The organism is Streptomyces sp. NPDC052023 (genome assembly GCF_044548465.1).
Classification (GTDB): domain Bacteria; phylum Actinomycetota; class Actinomycetes; order Streptomycetales; family Streptomycetaceae; genus Streptomyces.
Genome location: NZ_JBIUBW010000021.1, coordinates 81,400 through 100,775, shown reverse-complemented (window position 1 = coordinate 100,775; position 19,376 = coordinate 81,400). Strand labels below are relative to the sequence as shown.

Genomic DNA, 19,376 nt, shown 5'->3' with positions numbered 1-19,376 from the left:
CGATGAGCAAGACCACGGCAAGGGTGACGAGCGCTCCTGAGGACCAGGCCCCGGACCAGAGCCCGGACCAGGACCTCGGCGCGGCCGGCTCCCAGCTGTCCACCGCGCCCGCGGAGGACGCCCCGAACCTGCCCGCCCTCGGCGTCATCGGCTGGGCCCGCTGGTTCTGGCGGCAGCTGACCTCCATGCGGGTCGCGCTGCTGCTGCTCCTGCTGCTGTCCCTGGCCGCGATCCCCGGCTCGCTGATCCCGCAGACCGGAGTCGACGCGACCCAGGTCGCCGACTTCCGCAAGCGGCACGAGACCCTCGCGCCGATCTACGACACCCTCGGCCTCTTCCACGTCTACAGCTCGGTGTGGTTCTCCGCGATCTACATCCTGCTGTTCGTCTCCCTCATCGGCTGCATCGTCCCGCGCACCTGGCAGTTCGCCGGACAGCTGCGCGGCCGCCCGCCGGCGGCGCCCCGCCGCCTGACCCGGCTGCCCGCCTACACCACCTGGCGCACCGGGGCCGAGCCCGAGCAGGTCCGCGAGGCGGCGCTCACGCTGCTGAAGAAGCGCCACTTCCGCGCCCACCTCGCCGGTGACGCGGTCGCCGCCGAGAAGGGCTATCTGCGGGAGGTCGGCAACCTCGCCTTCCACATCGCGCTGATCGTGATGCTGATCGCCTTCGCGTGGGGCCAGCTGTTCAAGTCCGAGGGCAACAAGCTGATCCTGGAGGGCGACGGCTTCGCCAACACCCTCACGCAGTACGACGACTTCAAGTCCGGCAACCTCTTCACGACGGACGACCTGGACCCGTTCAGCTTCACCCTGAACGACTTCCACGGCACCTACGAGGCCACCGGCCCCAACCGGGGCACCCCGCGCACCTTCGAGGCGAGCCTCACCTACGGCGTCGGCGCCTTCGGCAAGGACCAGGACAAGACGGTCAAGGTCAACGAGCCGCTGGAGATCGACGGTTCCAAGGTCTACCTGGTCAGCCACGGCTACGCCCCGATCGTCACCGTCCGGGACGCCAAGGGGAACGTCGTGATGGACAAGGAGGCGGTGCCGCTGCTGCCGCTGGACGCCAACGTCACCTCCTCCGGCGCGATCATGGTGAGGGACGGCTACCGCAACGCCGCGGGGGAGAAGGAGCAGCTCGGCTTCAACGCCTTCTTCGTGCCCAGCTTCGCCGGTGAGGGCCACGGCACGATGCTCTCCCAGTTCCCGGCGCTGCTGAACCCGCGGCTCGCGCTGTCGGCGTACCACGGCGACCTGGGCGTGAACTCGGGCATCCCGAAGAGCGTCTACCAGCTCGACAAGAGCCACCTGAAGGAGTTCAAGGACTCCAAGGGCAAGCTGTTCAAGCAGCGGCTGGCCATCGGCGAGACCATGACGCTGCCGAACGGGGCCGGCTCGGTCACCTTCGAGGGCGTCAAGGAGTGGGCCGGCTTCCAGATCACCCAGCAACCCGGCAGTGGCTGGGCGCTGACCGGAGCCGTCGCCGCGATCCTGGGCCTGGCCGCCTCCCTGTTCGTCCAGCGCCGCCGCGTGTGGGTGCGTGCGGTGCGGGGTGACGACGGCGTCACCGTCGTGGAGATGGCCGGCCTCGGCCGGAGCGAGTCCGCGAAGGTGCCGGAGGAGCTCGGCGACCTCGCCGCGACGCTGTACGAGAAGGCGCCGGGCGCGCCGGACACCGAAGACCATCCCGCGGATTCCCCCGAATCCGACCCCGACCCCGATGCCGCACCTGCCGAAGGGGCTGAGAAGTGAATCTCGCCGCCGCGACCAATGAGAACCTCGCGGACCTCAGCAACACGCTGATCTACTCCGCGATGGCCGTCTACACCCTGGCCTTCTTCGCCTACATCACCGAATGGATCTTCGGCAGCCGCAGCAAGGTCGGCCGGACGGCCGCCGCGCTCACCGCCCCCGAGGGGGCCGCCGCCCCGGCGCCGGCCGTCACGGTGAGGAAGGCCGGCGGGACCGCCGTGATGGAGCGGCCGAAGGTCGTCGTCCGGGCGGCGGCCGGCACCCGTGACGTGCCCGACGGGCCCGGAGCGCACGGCGGTGACGAGCAGGGCGACCTCTACGGGCGTATCGCCGTGTCCCTCACCGTGCTCGCGTTCCTCATCGAGTTCGGCGGTGTGCTCACCCGGGCCCTGTCGGTGCAGCGGGCGCCGTGGGGCAACATGTACGAGTTCAACATCACCTTCTCCACCGTCGCCGTCGGCGTGTACCTCACGCTGCTCGCGCTGAGGAAGAACGTCCGCTGGCTCGGCCTTCCCCTGATCACGTCGATCCTCCTCGATCTCGGCGTGGCCGTCACCGTCTTGTACACCGCGAGCGACCAGCTGGTTCCCGCCCTGCACTCGTACTGGCTGTACATCCACGTCTCCACGGCGATCCTGTGCGGCGCCGTCTTCTACGTCGGAGCGGTCTCCACGCTGCTGTACCTCTTCCGCGACTCCTACGAGAACAAGCTCGCGGGCGGGGGCGTCCCGGGCCGGTTCGCCACTTCGGTCCTGGAGCGGCTGCCCGCCGCGTCCTCCCTGGACAAGTTCTCCTACCGGGTCAACGCCGCCGTCTTCCCGCTGTGGACGTTCACGATCATCGCGGGCGCGATCTGGGCGGGCGACGCGTGGGGCCGCTACTGGGGCTGGGACCCCAAGGAGACCTGGTCGTTCATCACCTGGGTCGCCTACGCCGGTTACCTGCACGCCCGTGCCACGGCCGGCTGGAAGGGCCGCAAGGCCGCGTACCTGGCGCTGGTCGCCTTCGGGTGCTGGCTGTTCAACTACTACGGCGTCAACATCTTCGTCTCCGGCAAGCACTCCTACGCGGGCGTCTGAGCACCCCGCGACGAGCTGATCTTCGACGACGGGACGTTCACCTTCCTCGGCGAGCGGGAGCTCGATGCCGACGGCTCGGTGGACGGCATGAGCGCGGTCCTGGAGCGCGCGGTCGTCGACAAGGCGGGGGAGCGTCCGTAACACGTGCGCGACGTCTCGTGACGGGTCAGGCTGGTGTCATGAGCGGTTCCATCGAGCAGGGCATCAGCCAGACCCACGGGAACACGCACATCCTGCATTTCCTGGTGCGGCTGCCGCGGTCCATGGGGGAGGTCTGGCCCTCGGTGGCCTCCGCAGAGGGGCTGGCGGCCTGGTTCACCCCGGCCGACGTGCTCGAACCGCACCTCGGCGGGGCGGTCACCCTGCGTGACCTGGGGTCCGGGGAGGTGACCGCCTGGGATGTCGACCGGGTCGCCGAGTACACCGTGGAGGGCGGCGGCCGTATCCGCTTCCATCTGGAACGGGACGGGGAACAGGGCAGCGCGCTGCGGTTCACCCATGAGTTCGAGGGGGAGCAGGAGACGGAACGCGGCTGGCGGTCCCGCTTCCAGCGGCTGATCGAGGTGCTGCAGGCGGGGCCCCCGTGACGGGCACGGGCTCATTCCACCGCGATCGAGTCCAGCTTCTCCCGCAGATACACGTGCGAGTCCACGGGCGCGTACGCCCCCCGCCCCACCGGCGCCGGGACCGACTCCACCCGGGTGCCCGGGGTGCACTCGCCGAAGTAGACGAGGGACATCAGCTCCTCCGTCGGGGCCTGCGCGGACGGCGGCAGGACCCGGTGGCGGCCGGAGCGCCAGCGGTCGCCGGTCCAACGGGCCATCAGGTCACCGATGTTGACGGTGAAGGCGTCCGGGTCGTACGGGGCGTCCTCCCAGCCGCCCTCGTCCGTGTACACCTGGAGCCCGCCCCTGCCCGCCTGCCGGTCGAGGATCGTGACCGTGCCGAAGTCGGTGTGCGGGCCGATCCGGAACTGGCCGGGCTCGGGCACGCCGACGACGTCCCTGCCCGGATACCAGTTGATGTTGAAGCCGTACGTCGGGTGGGCCATGTGCCGGGTGAAGAAGTCGGGTTCGAGGCCGAGGGCCTGGCCGAGGAGGGTCAGGAGCTCGTTCTCCAGTCCGGCCATCCTCGCCAGGTACTCCTCGCAGAGCGGCCTCAGCTCGGGCACCTCCGCCGGAAAGACGTTCGGCGCGTACCACTGCGCGTCGACCGCCGGGTCGCCGAACGGCTCGTGTGTCGCGAAGGTCAGTGACTCCTTGAGGTCCGGCGGGGTCTCGGTGCCCTCCGCGTAGCCGTTGGCCTCCGCGCCGGGCCCGAGCCAGCCGCGCCCGCCGACCTTCGCGGCGTACCGCCGCTTCACGGACTCGGGGAGGGTGAAGAAGGCGCGTGCGCTCGCACGGATGCGGGCACGCAGGCCCGGGTCCACGCCGTGCCCGGTGACCAGGAGGAAACCGGCGCTCTGCAGGGCCTCGTCGACGGTACGGGCGATCCGGGCGCGGGCCTCGGGGCCGCCGGACAGCCAGGGCCGTAGATCGATGGTCGGGATCCGCGGGGCTTGGGGGGCCTGGCGGCTTTGGAGGCCTTGGAGGCCTTGGGGGTCTTGGGGGTTCTGGGGGCCGTGGAGGCCTTCAAGGTCACTCACCGATGTCCTCGTTCCACAGAGCCGGGTTCTCCTGGACGAAGTCGCGCATCATCGCCACGCACTCCGGGTCGTCCACGAGCACGATCTCCACCCCGTGCGCCGCCAGCCAGTCGTGCCCGCCGTGGAAGGTGACGGCCTCGCCGATCACCACCCGGGAGATGCCGAACTGCCGTACCAGACCGGAGCAGTACCAGCACGGCGAAAGGGTCGTCACCATCGTCGTACCGCGATACGACCGCTGCCGCCCCGCCGCGCGGAAGGCCGCCGTCTCCGCGTGCGTGGACGGATCGCCGTCCTGCACGCGCCGGTTACGGCCCCGGCCGAGCAGTGTGCCGTCGGGGCCGTACAGCGCGGCACCGATCGGGATGCCGCCCTCGGCAAGCCCGGCGCGGGCCTCGGCGACGGCGGTGGCGAGCCATGCCCGTGACCGTGCCTCATCCATGGGTCCACTCTCCCGGTGCGACGGCACCCCGGCAACGCCCGGCCGGTCCGGTACGTCACGGACCTTCCCAGACGGTCACCGCCAGCCGTATGTACTCAGGGCCGGGAACGTCCGTCACCTGGAAGGAGCCGATACGCCGGTTCTCCGTGGCGAAGCAGACCCGGTCACCCACCTGGACGTCCAGTCTCCGCACGCCCAGCTCGGTGGTGAGCAGCGTCACGCACTCGGCGCGCTCCGGCGGACCCGGGCCCCGCCACGCGGCGATCGCCCAGGGGCCGTACACCTCGCCGGCGCCGCCGATCCAGAGATCGCCCCCCGCTGACCGGCTCGGCGGTACGGAGTCGAAGAACCAGCCCCTGGCTCCCGCGGTGCCGTCCAGGACCACCGAGCCCTGCCAGCGGACGCGCGGCTCGGCGGGCGGGGCCGGAGCGGGTTGCCTTCCGTCATCGGGCTCGGGCGCCGGTGATGCCGTCCGGGAGGGCGGCGAGGGCGAGTCCGTCGTGGGCGGGAGCGGGGCGGGCGTGGTGACCGGGCCGGCCGGGCCTGTACCGGCGGGTCCGGGGTCTGCCGGCGACGGGGACCGGCTGCCGGAAGCCGCCGTCTCGCCGCCCGCGTCGCCCGCCGGTCCGATCATCACGACGAGCACGGTCGCGCCCGCCCCGATCAGGGCGGCCAGCACCGCACCGGCGAATCCGAAGACCGCCGCCTTGACCCCGGGATCCTGCTGCCGGTACCAGGTGACGAACCGTGCCCGTCGGCCGGGCGGGGCGGGGGGCGGTGACTGCGGGGCCGGGGTGCCTGGGTTCGTCATCGGTCACATGCCCCCCGTCTCCTCCCACCGGACCGTCAAATGTACGGCCACCGGGGCGGGTTGGAAGCCCGATCACCGATGACGCTGTCGTGCAGCGCCCCGGTCGGCGTGACCGAACGTACACGGGCCCTTCGGCGTCACAGTGAGGACGCGTGGCGGACGGAGGCGGAGATGAAGCGGGGTACATGGGCCGTGGCGGCCACTGTGCTGGTACTCGGGGGGCTCCAGGGGTGCGCCGCCGAGGAGCGTCCAGGGACGGATCCCGGGGTGGGCGAGCCCACGGTGGCCTCCCGTTGCTCCGGCGGCGTGTCCGGCCGGAGCCTGCGGGAGAGCCTGGTGTCCGTCGACCGGATCGCCCGGCAGCGCCACCCGGGCGTCTTCACGGGCCTCTCCGCCGACGAGGGCGACCGGGCCGCGGACGTCTATCGCGTGCCCTCCGCGGCATTCGACTCCGACGTCTGCGCCGCCGCCGGAAAGGGCGTGACCGTGCGGCTGCACGACACCGACGTCAGCCGCCGCGAGCTGGACGACCTCGCCGAGCGCATCGGTGCCGACATGCACCGCTGGGACGGCACCTTCCAGCTCCGTGAGGTCGGGGTGGACGAGCGGGGGTGGGTGAACGTCGGTGTCGACGACCCGGAGGCCGCCGAAAAGGCCGTCCTGGGGGAGTTCGGCGCCGAGCACATCAGGGTCGTGCGGGCCGGGCAGGCCTCCGCCGACTGACGGCGTCAGGCGTCGTCGCCGTCCTTCTTGCGGTCCTTGTCGTCCTCGTCCTCGGAGAGCGACTTCAGGAACTCCGGGTTGTCGTCGGGGGCGACCCACTGGGAGCGGCGGCGGCCGACCTGGCCTGCCGGGCGGCGGTGCTTGCCCGCGATCAGCCAGGAGATCGAGCCGACGAGCGGGAACAGCAGCACCAGGATCGCCCACAAAGCCTTCGGGATGTGCCGGATGTCCTTCTCGTCCGTGCTGATGCAGTCGATGAACGCGTAGACGCTCAGCGCCAGCGGTACGACGAACATCAGGATCCGGAGCATCGGCAGTCACCTCGTGGAACGGCGGTCGGGGGCCGCGCGCACGGCCCCCGTGACGGGGCCAGGGTAGCCCCTCGGGGATACTTGACCGCATGGCTTACGACGATCTTCGCTCCCTGCTCAGGGCACTGGAGCGCGAGGGGGACCTGAAGCGCATCAAGGTGGAGGTCGACCCGTATCTGGAGGTCGGGGAGATCGTCGACCGGGTGCAGAAGGCGGGCGGCCCCGCACTGCTCTTCGAGAAGGTGAAGGGCTCGTCCATGCCCCTCGCCATGAACGTGTTCGGAACCGACCGGCGGCTTTTGAAGGCGCTGGGGCTGAAGTCGTACGGCGAGATCTCACAGAAGATCGGCGGGCTGCTCAAGCCCGAACTGCCGCACGGGTTCGTCGGTGTGCGCGAGGCCTTCGGCAAGCTCGGCACGATGACGCACGTACCGCCGAAGAAGGTCAAGGACGGCCCTGTGCAGGAGGTCGTCCTGCACGGCGACGACGTCGACCTGGAGCAGCTGCCCGCCCTGTTCACCTGGCCCAAGGACGGCGGCTCCTTCTTCAATCTGGGCCTGACCCACACCAAGGACCCGGAGACCGGCGTCCGCAACCTCGGCCTGTACCGCCTCCAGCGCCACGACAAGCGCACCATCGGCATGCACTGGCAGATCCACAAGGACAGCCGCAACCACTACCAGGTGGCGGCCCGGCGCGGGGAGCGGCTGCCGGTCGCGATCGCCTTCGGCTGCCCGCCCGCCGTGACGTACGCCTCCACCGCTCCGCTCCCCGGCGACATCGACGAGTACCTGTTCGCCGGGTTCCTCGCGGGCAAGCGGATCGAGATGGTGGACTGCAAGACCGTGCCGCTCCAGGTGCCGGCGCAGGCGGAGGCCGTCGTCGAGGGCTGGCTGGAGCCCGGCGAGATGCTGCCCGAGGGGCCGTTCGGCGACCACACCGGGTTCTACACGCCGCAGGAGCCGTTCCCGGCGCTGAAGATCGACTGCGTGACGATGCGGAAGCGGCCGCTGCTGCAGTCGATCGTCGTGGGCCGGCCGCCGACCGAGGACGGGCCCCTGGGGCGGGCGACCGAGCGGTTCTTCCTCCCGCTGCTGAAGATCATCGTGCCGGACATCGTGGACTACCACCTGCCCGAGGCAGGCGGCTTCCACAACTGCGCGATCGTCTCGATCGACAAGAAGTACCCCAAGCACGCGCAGAAGGTCATGCACGCGATCTGGGGCGCGCACATGATGTCCCTGACCAAGCTGATCGTGGTCGTCGACTCCGACTGCGACGTGCACGACCTGCACGAGGTCGCCTGGCGGGCCCTCGGCAACACCGACTACGCCCGCGACCTCAGCGTCGTCGAGGGCCCCGTCGACCATCTCGACCACGCGTCGTACCAGCAGTTCTGGGGCGGCAAGGCGGGCATCGACGCGACGAAGAAGTGGCCCGAGGAGGGGTACACGCGCGACGGGGGATGGCCCGACATGGTGGAGTCCGATCCGGAGACGGCGGCCAAGGTGGACCGCCGCTGGAGGGAGTACGGCCTGTGAGTTCCGTATCCGCCGCCCTGCCCCAGCCGGGGCGCACCAAGGCCTTCCTGCGGCTGGTGATGATCGAGCACTCGGTCTTCGCCCTGCCCTTCGCCTACATCGCCGCCCTGACGGCGATGTTCGAGTGGGACCGCAACATCCACTGGGGCCGGCTGCTCCTGGTCACCGTCTGCATGGTCGGGCTGCGCACCTTCGCCATGGCCGTCAACCGGATCATCGACCGCGAGATCGACGCCCGGAACCCGCGCACGGCCCAGCGCGAGCTGGTCACCGGCGCGATGTCGGTACGGCACGCCTGGACCGGTGCCCTGATCGCCCTGGTCGTCTTCCTCGGCGCGGCGGCGCTCCTGAACCCCCTGTGCCTGGCCCTCGCCCCGGTCGCGGTCATCCCGATGGTCGTCTACCCCTACGGCAAACGGTTCACGAACTTCCCCCAGGCCATCCTGGGCCTCGCCCAGGCGATGGGCCCGGTCGGCGGCTGGCTGGCGATCAGCGGCGCCTGGTCCTGGGAGGCCGTGATCCTCGGTCTCGCCGTCGGCATCTGGATCGGCGGCTTCGACCTGATCTACGCCTGCCAGGACGTCGAGACCGACCGCGAGATCGGTGTGATGTCGGTGCCGGCCCGCTTCGGCATCCCGGCGGCGATCTGGGCGGCCCGCGTGTGCCACACCCTGACGACGGCCCTGTTCGTCTGGTACGCCCTGGCCACCGGCGCCGGCGCGTTCTTCTGGCTGGGCCTGCTGATCGTCGCGGGCGCGTTCGTCTACGAGCACACGATCGTCCGCCCGCACGACCTGTCCCGGCTGAACCGGGCTTTCTTCTCGGTCAACGGCTTCATCGGGATTGCCCTGTTCGTGTGCGCGCTGCTGGATCTGCTGGTCCGGGGACTGACGGTATGAGACCGTCCGCCGTGTGAACCGCCTGCGCGCCCAGCTCGCCCGATGCGAGGACGCCTTCCCCGGCTTCCGTACGGAGATCGTCGAGGGCAGTATCGTGGCGAGCCCGCTCAGGCCGTTCCACAACAAGACCGTCATGAGGCTGTGGACGCAGCTCGACGCCCAGCTCGGCCCGGAGTGGGGCTGCGTCAGCGACGTGGCGATCCCCTTCAGCGGTGACTTCGCGTTCTGCCCCGACCTGGCTCTCATTCCGGCCGCCGAAGAGGACCGCAATCAGGCCTGCTACCCGGCCGAGATCATCGAGCCGGCCGTCGAGGTCGTCTCACCGAGCAGCGTCCGCGTCGACCACGAGGTGAAGAACCGTCAGTACGCGGCCCGGGGGATCCCGCACCATCTGATCGCCGAACCGCAGCAGGCGCATCTCGTCACCCTGCGGCACCCCGGCCCCGACGGCTACCTCGGCCGCGACACCATCCCGTACGGCGGCGAGATCACCCTGGACATCGGGCCGGGGCGCCTCACCCTCGACACCGGGCGCCTGCCCGCCGACCCGTACCCGTCCTGAGGTCCGCCCCACCCACCGGTACGCTCAAGATGTGAACGCAGGGGAATCGCAGCGCGTGCCTTGGATCGTGGGGGTGTCCGGAGCTTCCGGTACGCCGTACGCCGCTGCCGTGCTGCGCGCGCTGCTGGATGCCGGCGAGAGTGTCGACCTCGTCGTCAGCCGGGCCTCGCGGCTCACCCTCCTGGACGAGACGGGGCTCTCGTTCCGGGACGCGCACTGGCGCAGCGACCTGCGGGAATGGCTGGCCAGGGGGGCCGACGGAAAGCCCGGCACCTTCGCCGTGGACCTCGACGGCGTACGGCACTGGAGCGCGGGCGACCTGGCCGCCGGGCCGTCCTCCGGGTCGTACCCCGCGAAGGGGATGCTCATCGTGCCCGCCTCCACCGCCTGCGTGGCCGGAGTCGCCCTCGGGCTCTCCAAGGACCTGCTGCAACGGGCCGCGAGCGTCACCCTGAAGGAGGGACGACCGCTGGTCGTCGCCGTGCGGGAGGCGCCGCTCGGCGGACAGACGCTGCGCCACCTCGTCTCCCTGGACGACGCCGGCGCGGCCGTCGTACCCGCCTCGCCCGCCTTCTACGCGGGCGCCACCCACATCCAGGACCTCGTCGACTTCGTCGCCGGAAGGGTCCTCGACGCGGCCGGCGTCCCCCACACGCTCTACCGCCGCTGGGCCGGTGAACTCGGCGGCGGTTCGCGCACCACCTGAGCCTCACCCTTCATCCATCAGCAACTCCTCAGACCTCTTCAGCGGAAGGCTTCGATCGCATGGACGCCGTGGACAGGCAGCTCATCCAGGCCCTGAGGGAGAACGGCCGGGCCTCCTACGCGGAGCTGGGGCGCCTCGTCGGACTGTCGGGGCCCAGCGTCACCGACCGCATCAACCGGCTGGAGGCGGCCGGCGTCATCACCGGCTACCGCGCCACCGTGGACGCCGCCTCGCTCGGGCTCGGCGTCATCGCCCTGATCGGCATCTCGCTCTCCGACGCCGCCGACCACGAGGACGTGGCGCAGCGGCTGCGGGACCTGCCGGAGATCGAGGACTGCTGGTTCATCGCCGGTGACGACTCGTACATGCTCAAGGTGCGGGCGACCGACGTGGACGGGCTGGAGAAGATCATCCGCAGGCTCTCCGGCACCAAGGGCGTCTCCCGCACCCGTACCACCGTCGTGCTGTCGACCAAGTGGGAGAACAGGGTGGGTGAGCTGCCGGAGGAGGTGTAGGCGTACCTTTGGCGGAGGCCGTCGGAGAAAGGTGTGCGCATGGATGTCGGGCTCAAGCGCGAGCTGGAGCAGAAGGTCCGCTCCGGTGAGCGGCTGACTCGCGAGGACGGCATCGCGCTGTACGAGTCGGACGACCTGGCCTGGCTGGGCGGCCTCGCCCACGAGGTGCGCACGCGCAAGAACGGCGACGTGGTCCACTTCAACGTCAACCGCCACCTCAACATGACCAACGTCTGTACGGCCTCCTGCGCGTACTGCTCCTTCCAGCGCAAGCCGGGGGAGAAGGACGCGTACACGATGCGCATCGAGGAGGCCGTGAAGCTCGCCAAGGCGATGGAGGCGGACAACCTCACCGAGCTGCACATCGTCAACGGCCTGCACCCCAACCTGCCGTGGCGCTACTACCCGCGCTCCCTGCGCGAGCTGAAGGCCGCCCTCCCGAACGTCTCGTTGAAGGCCTTCACCGCCACCGAGATCCACCACTTCGAGACCATCTCCGGCCTGTCGGCCTCGGAGATCCTCGACGAGCTGATCGACGCCGGTCTGGAGTCGCTCACCGGCGGTGGCGCCGAGATCTTCGACTGGGAGGTCCGGCAGCACATCGTGGACCACCGCACGCACTGGGAGGACTGGTCGCGCATCCACCGGCTGGCCCACGAGAAGGGGCTCAAGACCCCCTCGACCATGCTCTACGGCCACATCGAGGAGCCCCGCCACCGCGTCGACCACGTACTGCGGCTGCGTGAACTCCAGGACGAGACCGGCGGTTTCCAGGTCTTCATCCCGCTGCGCTACCAGCACGACTTCGTCGACATGAAGGACGGCAAGGTCCGCAACCGGCTCCAGGCCCGTACGGCCATGGCGACCCCGCTGGAGGCCCTGAAGACCTTCGCCGTCTCCCGGCTGCTCTTCGACAACGTGCAGCACGTCAAGGTCTTCTGGGTGATGCACGGCCTCCAGACCGCCCAGCTCGCCCTCCAGCACGGCGCGGACGACATGGACGGCTCGGTCGTCGAGTACAAGATCACTCACGACGCCGACAACTACGGCACGCCCAGCAAGCTCACCCGCGACGACCTGCTGGACCTCATCCGCGACGCGGGCTTCCGCCCGGTGGAGCGCAACACGCGGTACGAGATCATCCGCGAGTTCGAGGGTCCCGACCCGGCGCGCCGGGAGGCGCCGCAGCCGATGCGGATCTGACGTTCCGGGCCGCCCTGCCGCGGGCCGTGGTCCCCCCGCGTCCCTGAGGTGGGTACTCGGCGGTCGTGAGCAGGGCACCCGAGGACCAGTACACCGCCGAGCCCTTCGTGCCGGAGCGCGCCGGGCTCGCGGAGCTGCGTGAGGCCGCCGCCGGCTGCCGGGGCTGCCCCCTGCACCGTGAGGCCACGCAGACCGTGTTCGGTACCGGCGCCGAGGACGCCCGCGTGATGCTCGTCGGCGAGCAACCCGGCGACCAGGAGGACCGCCAGGGCCGGCCCTTCGTGGGCCCCGCCGGGAAGCTGCTCGACCGGGCGCTCGCGGAGGCCGGGATCGACCCTGGTGAGACGTATGTCACCAATGCCGTCAAGCACTTCAAGTTCACCCAGGCGGAACCCCGTAAGCGGCGCATCCACAAGGCGCCCAGCCTGCGCGAGATGACCGCGTGCGGTCCGTGGCTCGCCGCCGAGCTCGCCCTCGTCGAGCCCGAGCTGATCGTGGTGCTGGGCGCGACCGCGGGCAAGGCGCTGCTGGGCTCGTCGTTCCGGGTGACGCAGGTGCGGGGGACCGTACTGGAGGAGGAGATCCACGGGCACCCCGAGCGGCTGGTGCCGACCGTTCACCCGTCGTCGGTGCTGCGTGCGGACGACCGGGAGGCGGCGTACCAGGGGCTGGTCTCGGATCTCGGGGTGGCGGCGCGCGTACTTTCGTAATAGGTACCATGCGCGCATGTCCCTTACGTTCACGCTGGATCCCGCCGTCGACCGCTCACTTCGTGACGAGATCCTCGACCTGTGGACCGACGTGTCCAACGCCGGCGGCTCCGTCGGATTCGTCCCTCCCGTGACCCGGGAGGCGATCCGGCCCGAACTGGTGAAACACCTGGTCGCCATGGTCGAGGGGCGGACCCGGCTGCTGGTCGGGCGGGACGGGGACGGGCGGGTCGCCGCGACCGCCTTCTTCACCTTCAACACGCACCGGCTGATGACCCACTGGGTGTGGCTGTACACGGTGATGGTGCACCCGCGGCACCAGGGCAAGGGCTACGGCCGGGACCTCATGGCCGCCGCTGCGGACGCCGCCCGCGGGTTCGAGGGGATCGAGGCGATACGGCTGACCTGCCGGGGCGGGCTGGGTCTCGAGCGCTTCTACGGCTGCTGCGGCTACAAGGAGGTCGGCCGCATCCCCGACGCGATCCGGGTCGCCCCCGGCGACGACCGCGACGACGTGATCATGCTGCTGCCGCTGGGCTGACCCCCTTTCAAGATCGGTGCACCGGCGTGCTTCACTGGACGGTGCCTTTGGGTAGTTCTGGCCGTTCGAAACGGAAGAGTGGATTGAGATGCTCCGCTACACGCTGATGCGCCTCGGAATCTTCGTGGGCTGCCTCGTGGTCGTCTGGGGCCTCGTCTACTCCGGTGTGGCCCCCCGCGGGCTCGGCGCCTCCAACGGCATCTGGGTGGTGCTGCTCGCGCTCGTGATCTCCGCGCCGATCAGCTTCGTCGTGCTGCGCAAGGAGCGGGACCGGGCGTCCGAGCGGATCGTGCAGAAGGTGGATCGCGTCAAGGCCACCTTCGAGGCCAACCGCAGCCAGGAGGACGGCGCCGACGACGCGGCGCGAGCGCAGGGGTAGACCCCGCCGACGGTGCTTTGCGGGCATTCCTAAGGCAATGCCCGCTATGTGCCTGTCAAAGTAAGGCTTTGAGTATCTCAAAGCTCCGGTGTTAAGGTCTGCCGCATGAAGTCATCAGCCGCGCCCGCCATGCCCGAAAGCATGCCCGTGTGCCCGCTGCTGGTGGCGCGTCTGCACGTGGACCTCTGCTGGTGCGCGTCCGCGATCTGTCGCCCCTGACGTTCCGCGACCCCCGCCCCACGTCAGCCCCCGCGCACCCCTCACCGGAGCATGCCCGTGTCCACGCACACGCAGTCCGTCAAGCTGCCCTTCAAGGTCCCCTTCTGGGCCCAGATACTCCTCGGCCTCGTCCTCGGCGTCCTGCTCGGCTGGATAGCCAGGAGCCAGGACATGTCCTGGCTCGTCACCACCCTGGAGAAGGTCGGCGACACCTTCATAGGCCTGCTGAAGCTCGCCGTCGCCCCGCTGGTCTTCTTCGCGATCCTGGTGTCGATCACCAACCTGCGGAAGGTCAACAACGCGGCCCGCCTGGCGTCCCGCACCCTCCTCTGGTTCATGATCACTTCGCTGATCGCGGTGGCCATCGGTCTCGCCATCGGCCTGGTCACCGACCCCGGCGCCGGTACCGGCCTCACCCCCAAGGACGGTGACCTGCCCGAGAAGACCGGCTCCTGGATCGACTTCCTCACCGGCATCGTCCCGACCGACGTCATCACGCCGTTCACCGAACTGAACGTGCTCCAGATCGTCTTCATGGCCGCCGTCGCCGGCATCGCCGCCCTCCAGCTCGGCGAGAAGGCCCAGCCGATCCTCACCCTGAGCGAGTCCGTCCTCGAGCTCCTCCAGAAGGCCCTGTGGTGGGTCATCCGGCTCGCCCCGCTCGGCACCGTCGGCCTCATCGGCACGGCCATCGCCACCTACGGCTGGGACCTGCTCGGCAAGTACGCCACCTTCACCGCCGACATCTACGTCGGCTGCGCGATCGTCCTCTTCGTGGTCTACCCGGCGCTGCTCGCCACCGTCGCCAAGGTCAACCCGCTCCAGTTCTTCAAGGGCGCCTGGCCCGCGATCCAGCTGGCCTTCGTCTCGCGCTCGTCGGTGGGCACCATGCCGCTGACCCAGAGGGTCACCGAGCGCCTCGGCGTCCCGAAGGAGTACGCGTCCTTCGCCGTGCCGTTCGGCGCGACCACCAAGATGGACGGCTGCGCCGCGGTCTACCCGGCCATCGCCGCGATCTTCGTGGCGCAGATCTTCGGCATCCAGCTCGGGATCGGGGACTACCTGCTGATCGCGTTCGTGTCGGTCGTCGGCTCCGCCGCCACGGCCGGCCTGACCGGCGCGACGGTCATGCTGACGCTCACCCTGTCCACCCTCGGCCTGCCCATGGAGGGCGTCGGCCTGCTGCTCGCCATCGACCCGATCCTGGACATGATGCGGACGGCCACCAACGTAGCTGGACAAGTTGTATGCCCGTTGCTGGTGGCGTCGCGGGAGAAGATCCTCGACCGCGACAAGTACAACGGCGTCTCCACGGCACCTGTTGACGCGGACGAACCTCGGGTGATGGCTGCCGCCGTCTGATCGCGGACACTGCGGCGGTGTCGCCGCGCCATTGATCCGGGCCCCGTTCGTCGATGGAACGGGGTCCGGATCTTTGATGGGCTGGATCAGAACGAAAGCTCTGGCCTGGCGGCGCCTCGCTTGATGGTCATGACCTGTTCGTGGAAGTCGCGCAAGGCGGCTTCGCGCAGGTACCTGGCGCGTAGTTCCTTGTCCAGCTCGTCAGCGACTCTAGGACTTGTACGGGCGATATCTGACCCAACGGCGCCTGACAACGTCTTATGAGACACACGGGAGTTCACCGCTCACAGCGTACTTCTCGTTCGCCGCGGCACTCGTCGGTGCCGTCCCCACCATGCGCATAGTCATTGCCGCCGTCGCCCCCATCCAGCGTGTCGTTGCCGATCTCGCCGAACAGGTCATCATCATCCACCCCGCCCCACAGCTTGTCCCATCCGGCGTCGCCTTCGATATGGTCGTTACCAGACTCGCCATCGAGGGAGTCCCAGCCTTCACCACCCAACAAAATGTCGCTGTCGGTGCCTCCGCGTACCCAATCCGCGCCAGCGTCACCGCGTACGACATCGTGTTCAGTGCCACCCGTTACCTGGTCATCTCCGTTTCCGCCGAGCACAAAGTCCTTACCGGTTCCGCCGTTGATGATGTCGTTGTGGTCCCCGCCGTAGCAACGGTCGTAGTCCTGCTCGCCTTCGAGCGTGTCGGTGCCGGCATCTCCGATGAGTTCGTCCTCACCTCTGCCGCCTCGGAGGGTGTCGCCGCCCTCTTGCGCGTAGAGATAGTCTTTGCCGTCTTCGCCGTTGAGGTTGTCAAGGCTTGGCCCACCGTACAGTTCGTCATCGCCCGTCCCCCCGAAGATCATGTTGTCGCCGCGCCCACCGAATAGCTTGTCTTTTCCTTCGCCGCCACCCAGGAACCCGCCAGACCCGATCTGTAGTGTTTCGTTGCCATCATCGCCATGGAGAGCGGCGAAACCGGCAATGTTCGGAGTGACTGTGACGTCGTCGTTGCCATCTGCCGCGTGAACGACGACGCGCGCTATTCCCGTGGCAGGACAACGTACTTCCGCTGGGAATGCCGTACACCCGTTACCTCCGATGAGCGCGACTCCTGAATCAGTGACAACAAAATCAGGCCCCGACGCGGTGATCTTGATAGCGTTGTTCGCTCCCGCTTCCGCCAGAATTACCAAATTTTTGGTTTTCTCCTCTATGAAGACGCTGGTGTCCGCCGCGTGCGCAGTCCCAGAATGGCCAAGTAGCTGCCCGGCCATCAAGAGCGACATCGCAGCAAAGCCGACCCAGATTCTTCTCATGGCGCAAACTTTCGACTCAGGCGCTTTCGATCGTGCTGCGATGTACCCCCAGCGCAGCGGTCGCTCAGGGTGGCAAGTTAATGGCAACTGCCGTTGGTGCATGCCCCAGCGGTCGGAGTGCTCTCCAAGGCTCGCTGAGCTGGACCGGCTTCACGTGAGTGGCTGGCTTGTCGAAGGAATCCCGACCGGCCTGCCACGGCGCTTTTGTCTCAACTCAAGAGTGCGGGGAATCCCCTGTGGAAGCAAATCCAGGAGTGGTCATGCTCCAAGTGAGCAGTCGGTCGCATGGAGTTGCAGGTGTCCAATTTCCCCCGTGCGACGGACAGTGCGTTCAGCGCCGGGGGGAGGAGTGGCTACCCAAGGCCAACACCGAAGTGGCCGTGTCGCGGTGGCTGGCAGGGGAAGGGTTCCCGGCTGCTCGGATCATCGAAGACTTGGAGCAGCCGTTCTTGATTGATGGCCACCCCGTGACGTTCTGGCATCTGATTGTCGAGGGTGACCAAAAGGCGACGTACGGGGAGCTGGGCGGCGTCCTCCGGGATCTGCGCTCGCTCACCGTGCCGGAGGGGCTTGTCCTCCCGTCGTTCGCCCCTTCGAAAAGCAACAGTTGCGGCTCGACCCGGGCCGTGATCCCGGATGACGACAAGGTCCTTCTGCGGAAGCGGTGGCGCAAAAGGTAAGACCGGTACGCCGAGTTACGGTGTGCGGAACGTGCAGGAGAACAAGGAAACCGCGGCCGAGTACCGCCGGCGCATCGCCGGTCTGCGGAACGACGGTGCGCCTCGGGCCTGGCGGCCCTGGTAGCTGTTACTCGTCGTCCTCGTCCAGGCGGTTGACCGCGTCGTGCACCTTCTCGTTAAGGTCTCCACAGCGGGGTTCGCCGAGTACACGCTGACCTCGTCCTGAAAGTCGGTCACGTAACGCTGGAAGCGAGTGGACTGTAGGGAGTCGCCGCCGTCCATTGCGAGGCTCGCGGTGGTGACGGCGGCTTCAAACTCGCCGTTCAGTAGCTGACTTCGCGCGAGCACCATGCGGCAGAGGCCCAGCGTGCGGGTGTATTTCGGGTCGGTGCTGTCGACGGCGCGCTGGGCCTGCACGACGGCTTCCCGTCGCATCTTGAGGTCGCGGAAGCAGTGGCAGAAACCGATAGCTACGTTGCCGGCCGCTTCGAACCGGTTACTTCGGCGCAGCCTCATTCGACGCGCCGACCGGCGTGATCTTGATTGAGGTGATCTCGGGCGGCTTGCGCCTGCCACGGCCGATGCTGAAAACGTCAACGTGGTCGAGCACGGTCGCCACGATGGCGCGGCGGCGTTCGAGGTTCTCGGGCTCTTCGTCCTTCCAGACTGCAAGTACATCCGTCTCGGCGCGGGACCGACGGATGACCGTTGTGGCTTCGCGCGTGCGTAGGGTCTGGAGCTCCGTGCGAAGGTGAGCCAAGGAATCGAAGTAGTCTTCGTCCTCCATGTCTCCTTCCTTCCAGCGATCTCGAAGTGCCCGGATGCGGTTCTCCAGAAGGTTGATCTCACCCGCGAGATCCTCCGCGGGTACCTCTTCCTTCCGAGGCGTACGGGATTGCAGCGCCGCCTCGATCACCTCGTTGAGTCGCTCCTCGATCCACTCGTACTTGCGGCTCACCTTGCCGCAGCCCAGGCGGCCGTTCCTGCCTCGTTGCCCCGAGTGACAGAACGTCCGCCGGAAGGTCCGTCCCTGGATGGTCGCCCACTGGACGCGCATGACGGACCCGCAATACGCGCACCGCAGGAACCCGGAGTACAGGTGCTTCCGCTTGCCCGACCCTTGCGCCGCCGGTGTGGCTCGCCCATCGAGCAGGGTCTGGACGTTCTCCCACTGCTCGCGGGTCAGAGGGGCGCCATAGATGCTGTCTCCGATGTCCTGGCCCTTGTAGGTGACGATCCCCCCGGTCCGTTCCGACCGGTACACGCGCTTCACTGACTGGATCGTCCAGGCACCACCCTGCGGAGTCGTAGAGCCCTCGGAGTTCCAGTACCGGGCCACATCGCCGGGTGTCTTCGGGTTCCGGTCCATCAGCATGCGATAGCCCTTGCGAATCAGCTCGGCTTCGCCTTCGTCCAGCTCCTTGAAGTACGAGCCCTCCTTGAAACCGAACTGCCTCTTTCCGCCGGCGTGCGGCTTGCCCTGCTCTCTGCGCTGCAGGAGGGAGTTGTTCACCCGCTCCGACATGCGCTCGGTCTCTTGCTGAGCCACCGCGCCCTTGATCGTGAGGATCATGCGGCCGTTGGCTGTCGACGTGTCCTCGCCCTCCGTCGTGGCGAACGCGAACCCGTGTTCCTTCTGCTCTTCGAGGAAGCTGGTCAGTTCGCTGATCCGACGCGTCAGGCGGTCGATGGAGTAGACGACGATCCCGTCAATGAGGCCGTCGCGGGCGTCTCGGAGCATCTCCGTGTATGCGGGCGTCGGCGCTTGCTTGTGGTGGACGCCGATACGTCGTTTTCCGGGTAGACCTTGAGAACACCCCACCCCATGCGCTCGCACAGCTCCCGGCACGCCTTCTCCTGGCGCTGGATGCCGAGTTCCTGGCCCTTGCGGTCCTTGCTGATTCGTACGTAGATCCCCACACGCTTCGGCTTGGCCATATCTCCCCCCGGGTCACAGCTGGTGTGCCTGCGCCGTGGAC

General features: G+C 68.7%; 23 protein-coding genes and 1 pseudogene. 16 read left to right on the top strand and 8 right to left on the bottom strand.

Annotated features, from left to right (window positions below; translation table 11 throughout):
• The first annotated feature begins 2 nt into the window (after window positions 1–2).
• The 3 genes from ACIHCM_RS31195 to ACIHCM_RS31185 all read left to right on the top strand — a co-directional run bounded on the left by ACIHCM_RS31195 (window position 3) and on the right by ACIHCM_RS31185 (window position 3,423).
• The gene (locus ACIHCM_RS31195) at window positions 3–1,757 is read left to right on the top strand and encodes a cytochrome c biogenesis protein ResB (RefSeq protein ID WP_399903160.1); all 1,755 of its coding nucleotides are present in this window, start codon (window positions 3–5) and stop codon (window positions 1,755–1,757) included.
• Window positions 1,754–2,836 carry a c-type cytochrome biogenesis protein CcsB gene (ccsB, locus tag ACIHCM_RS31190; protein WP_399903157.1) on the top strand — a complete coding sequence of 361 codons (1,083 nt, stop codon included), beginning with the start codon at window positions 1,754–1,756 and terminating at the stop codon, window positions 2,834–2,836. Before ACIHCM_RS31195 ends, ccsB begins: the two co-directional genes overlap by 4 nt.
• 179 nt (window positions 2,837–3,015) lie before the next feature.
• On the top strand, window positions 3,016–3,423 hold the full coding sequence (locus ACIHCM_RS31185; protein WP_399903154.1) for a hypothetical protein: 408 nt from the start codon (window positions 3,016–3,018) through the stop codon (window positions 3,421–3,423).
• 11 nt (window positions 3,424–3,434) lie between these two features.
• Here ACIHCM_RS31185 and ACIHCM_RS31180 read toward each other — a convergent pair whose 3' ends face one another.
• The 3 genes from ACIHCM_RS31180 to ACIHCM_RS31170 all read right to left on the bottom strand — a co-directional run bounded on the left by ACIHCM_RS31180 (window position 3,435) and on the right by ACIHCM_RS31170 (window position 5,734).
• Window positions 3,435–4,385 carry an isopenicillin N synthase family dioxygenase gene (locus ACIHCM_RS31180; protein ID WP_399903277.1) on the bottom strand — a complete coding sequence of 317 codons (951 nt, stop codon included), beginning with the start codon at window positions 4,383–4,385 and terminating at the stop codon, window positions 3,435–3,437.
• Between the two features lie 88 nt (window positions 4,386–4,473).
• The gene (locus ACIHCM_RS31175) at window positions 4,474–4,923 is read right to left on the bottom strand and encodes a nucleoside deaminase (protein WP_399903151.1); all 450 of its coding nucleotides are present in this window, start codon (window positions 4,921–4,923) and stop codon (window positions 4,474–4,476) included.
• 55 nt (window positions 4,924–4,978) lie between these two features.
• Window positions 4,979–5,734, bottom strand: coding sequence for a hypothetical protein (locus ACIHCM_RS31170; protein WP_399903149.1), 756 nt, complete (start codon window positions 5,732–5,734; stop codon window positions 4,979–4,981).
• A 171-nt stretch (window positions 5,735–5,905) separates the two neighbouring features.
• On the opposite strand from ACIHCM_RS31170, the gene ACIHCM_RS31165 reads away from it, so the two are divergent.
• Window positions 5,906–6,457 carry a hypothetical protein gene (locus tag ACIHCM_RS31165; protein WP_399903146.1) on the top strand — a complete coding sequence of 184 codons (552 nt, stop codon included), beginning with the start codon at window positions 5,906–5,908 and terminating at the stop codon, window positions 6,455–6,457.
• Between the two features lie 5 nt (window positions 6,458–6,462).
• Here the strand turns inward: ACIHCM_RS31165 and ACIHCM_RS31160 are convergent, their stop codons facing one another.
• Complete coding sequence (locus tag ACIHCM_RS31160; RefSeq protein ID WP_399903143.1) at window positions 6,463–6,768, bottom strand: PLD nuclease N-terminal domain-containing protein; 306 nt, start codon at window positions 6,766–6,768, stop codon at window positions 6,463–6,465.
• 89 nt (window positions 6,769–6,857) lie between these two features.
• On the opposite strand from ACIHCM_RS31160, the gene ACIHCM_RS31155 reads away from it, so the two are divergent.
• The 11 genes from ACIHCM_RS31155 to ACIHCM_RS31105 all read left to right on the top strand — a co-directional run bounded on the left by ACIHCM_RS31155 (window position 6,858) and on the right by ACIHCM_RS31105 (window position 15,405).
• On the top strand, window positions 6,858–8,309 hold the full coding sequence (locus ACIHCM_RS31155) for a menaquinone biosynthesis decarboxylase (RefSeq protein ID WP_399903140.1): 1,452 nt from the start codon (window positions 6,858–6,860) through the stop codon (window positions 8,307–8,309).
• Window positions 8,306–9,208 (top strand): menaquinone biosynthesis prenyltransferase MqnP, encoded by a 903-nt coding sequence (gene mqnP / locus ACIHCM_RS31150; protein ID WP_399903137.1) that lies wholly within the window; start codon window positions 8,306–8,308, stop codon window positions 9,206–9,208. The genes ACIHCM_RS31155 and mqnP overlap by 4 nt, the downstream gene beginning before the upstream one ends.
• Window positions 9,209–9,221: 13 nt before the next feature.
• Entirely contained in the window at window positions 9,222–9,770 is a 549-nt protein-coding gene (locus ACIHCM_RS31145; protein ID WP_399903135.1) for a Uma2 family endonuclease, read from the top strand.
• Between the two features lie 31 nt (window positions 9,771–9,801).
• Window positions 9,802–10,476 carry a UbiX family flavin prenyltransferase gene (locus tag ACIHCM_RS31140; protein WP_399903131.1) on the top strand — a complete coding sequence of 225 codons (675 nt, stop codon included), beginning with the start codon at window positions 9,802–9,804 and terminating at the stop codon, window positions 10,474–10,476.
• Window positions 10,477–10,535: 59 nt separating this feature from the next.
• Window positions 10,536–10,991: an Lrp/AsnC family transcriptional regulator gene (locus ACIHCM_RS31135; RefSeq protein WP_399903128.1), complete on the top strand. Its 456-nt coding sequence runs from the start codon at window positions 10,536–10,538 to the stop codon at window positions 10,989–10,991.
• A 39-nt stretch (window positions 10,992–11,030) separates the two neighbouring features.
• Window positions 11,031–12,194 carry an aminofutalosine synthase MqnE gene (mqnE, locus tag ACIHCM_RS31130; protein WP_399903126.1) on the top strand — a complete coding sequence of 388 codons (1,164 nt, stop codon included), beginning with the start codon at window positions 11,031–11,033 and terminating at the stop codon, window positions 12,192–12,194.
• 65 nt (window positions 12,195–12,259) lie between these two features.
• Window positions 12,260–12,904 (top strand): UdgX family uracil-DNA binding protein, encoded by a 645-nt coding sequence (locus ACIHCM_RS31125; RefSeq protein ID WP_399903124.1) that lies wholly within the window; start codon window positions 12,260–12,262, stop codon window positions 12,902–12,904.
• Between the two features lie 16 nt (window positions 12,905–12,920).
• Complete coding sequence (locus tag ACIHCM_RS31120; protein WP_399903121.1) at window positions 12,921–13,445, top strand: GNAT family N-acetyltransferase; 525 nt, start codon at window positions 12,921–12,923, stop codon at window positions 13,443–13,445.
• An 88-nt stretch (window positions 13,446–13,533) separates the two neighbouring features.
• The gene (locus tag ACIHCM_RS31115; RefSeq protein WP_399903119.1) at window positions 13,534–13,824 is read left to right on the top strand and encodes a DUF4229 domain-containing protein; all 291 of its coding nucleotides are present in this window, start codon (window positions 13,534–13,536) and stop codon (window positions 13,822–13,824) included.
• A 129-nt stretch (window positions 13,825–13,953) separates the two neighbouring features.
• The gene (locus ACIHCM_RS31110; protein ID WP_393112674.1) at window positions 13,954–14,043 is read left to right on the top strand and encodes a putative leader peptide; all 90 of its coding nucleotides are present in this window, start codon (window positions 13,954–13,956) and stop codon (window positions 14,041–14,043) included.
• A gap of 51 nt (window positions 14,044–14,094) precedes the next feature.
• Window positions 14,095–15,405 carry a dicarboxylate/amino acid:cation symporter gene (locus ACIHCM_RS31105; protein ID WP_399903117.1) on the top strand — a complete coding sequence of 437 codons (1,311 nt, stop codon included), beginning with the start codon at window positions 14,095–14,097 and terminating at the stop codon, window positions 15,403–15,405.
• Window positions 15,406–15,682: 277 nt separating this feature from the next.
• Here the strand turns inward: ACIHCM_RS31105 and ACIHCM_RS31100 are convergent, their stop codons facing one another.
• Complete coding sequence (locus tag ACIHCM_RS31100; protein WP_399903114.1) at window positions 15,683–16,717, bottom strand: calcium-binding protein; 1,035 nt, start codon at window positions 16,715–16,717, stop codon at window positions 15,683–15,685.
• 434 nt (window positions 16,718–17,151) lie between these two features.
• Between ACIHCM_RS31100 and ACIHCM_RS31095 the strand changes: the two genes are divergently transcribed.
• Window positions 17,152–17,397 carry a hypothetical protein gene (locus ACIHCM_RS31095; RefSeq protein WP_399903111.1) on the top strand — a complete coding sequence of 82 codons (246 nt, stop codon included), beginning with the start codon at window positions 17,152–17,154 and terminating at the stop codon, window positions 17,395–17,397.
• A 15-nt stretch (window positions 17,398–17,412) separates the two neighbouring features.
• Here ACIHCM_RS31095 and ACIHCM_RS31090 read toward each other — a convergent pair whose 3' ends face one another.
• The 3 genes and pseudogenes from ACIHCM_RS31090 to ACIHCM_RS31080 all read right to left on the bottom strand — a co-directional run.
• Entirely contained in the window at window positions 17,413–17,913 is a 501-nt protein-coding gene (locus ACIHCM_RS31090; protein WP_399903108.1) for a hypothetical protein, read from the bottom strand.
• Window positions 17,894–18,454 (bottom strand): hypothetical protein, encoded by a 561-nt coding sequence (locus ACIHCM_RS31085; protein WP_399903274.1) that lies wholly within the window; start codon window positions 18,452–18,454, stop codon window positions 17,894–17,896. Before ACIHCM_RS31085 ends, ACIHCM_RS31090 begins: the two co-directional genes overlap by 20 nt.
• Before the next feature lie 141 nt (window positions 18,455–18,595).
• Window positions 18,596–19,335, bottom strand: a pseudogene (locus ACIHCM_RS31080) (recombinase family protein); the annotation flags it as partial.
• Between the last annotated feature and the right edge of the window lie 41 nt (window positions 19,336–19,376).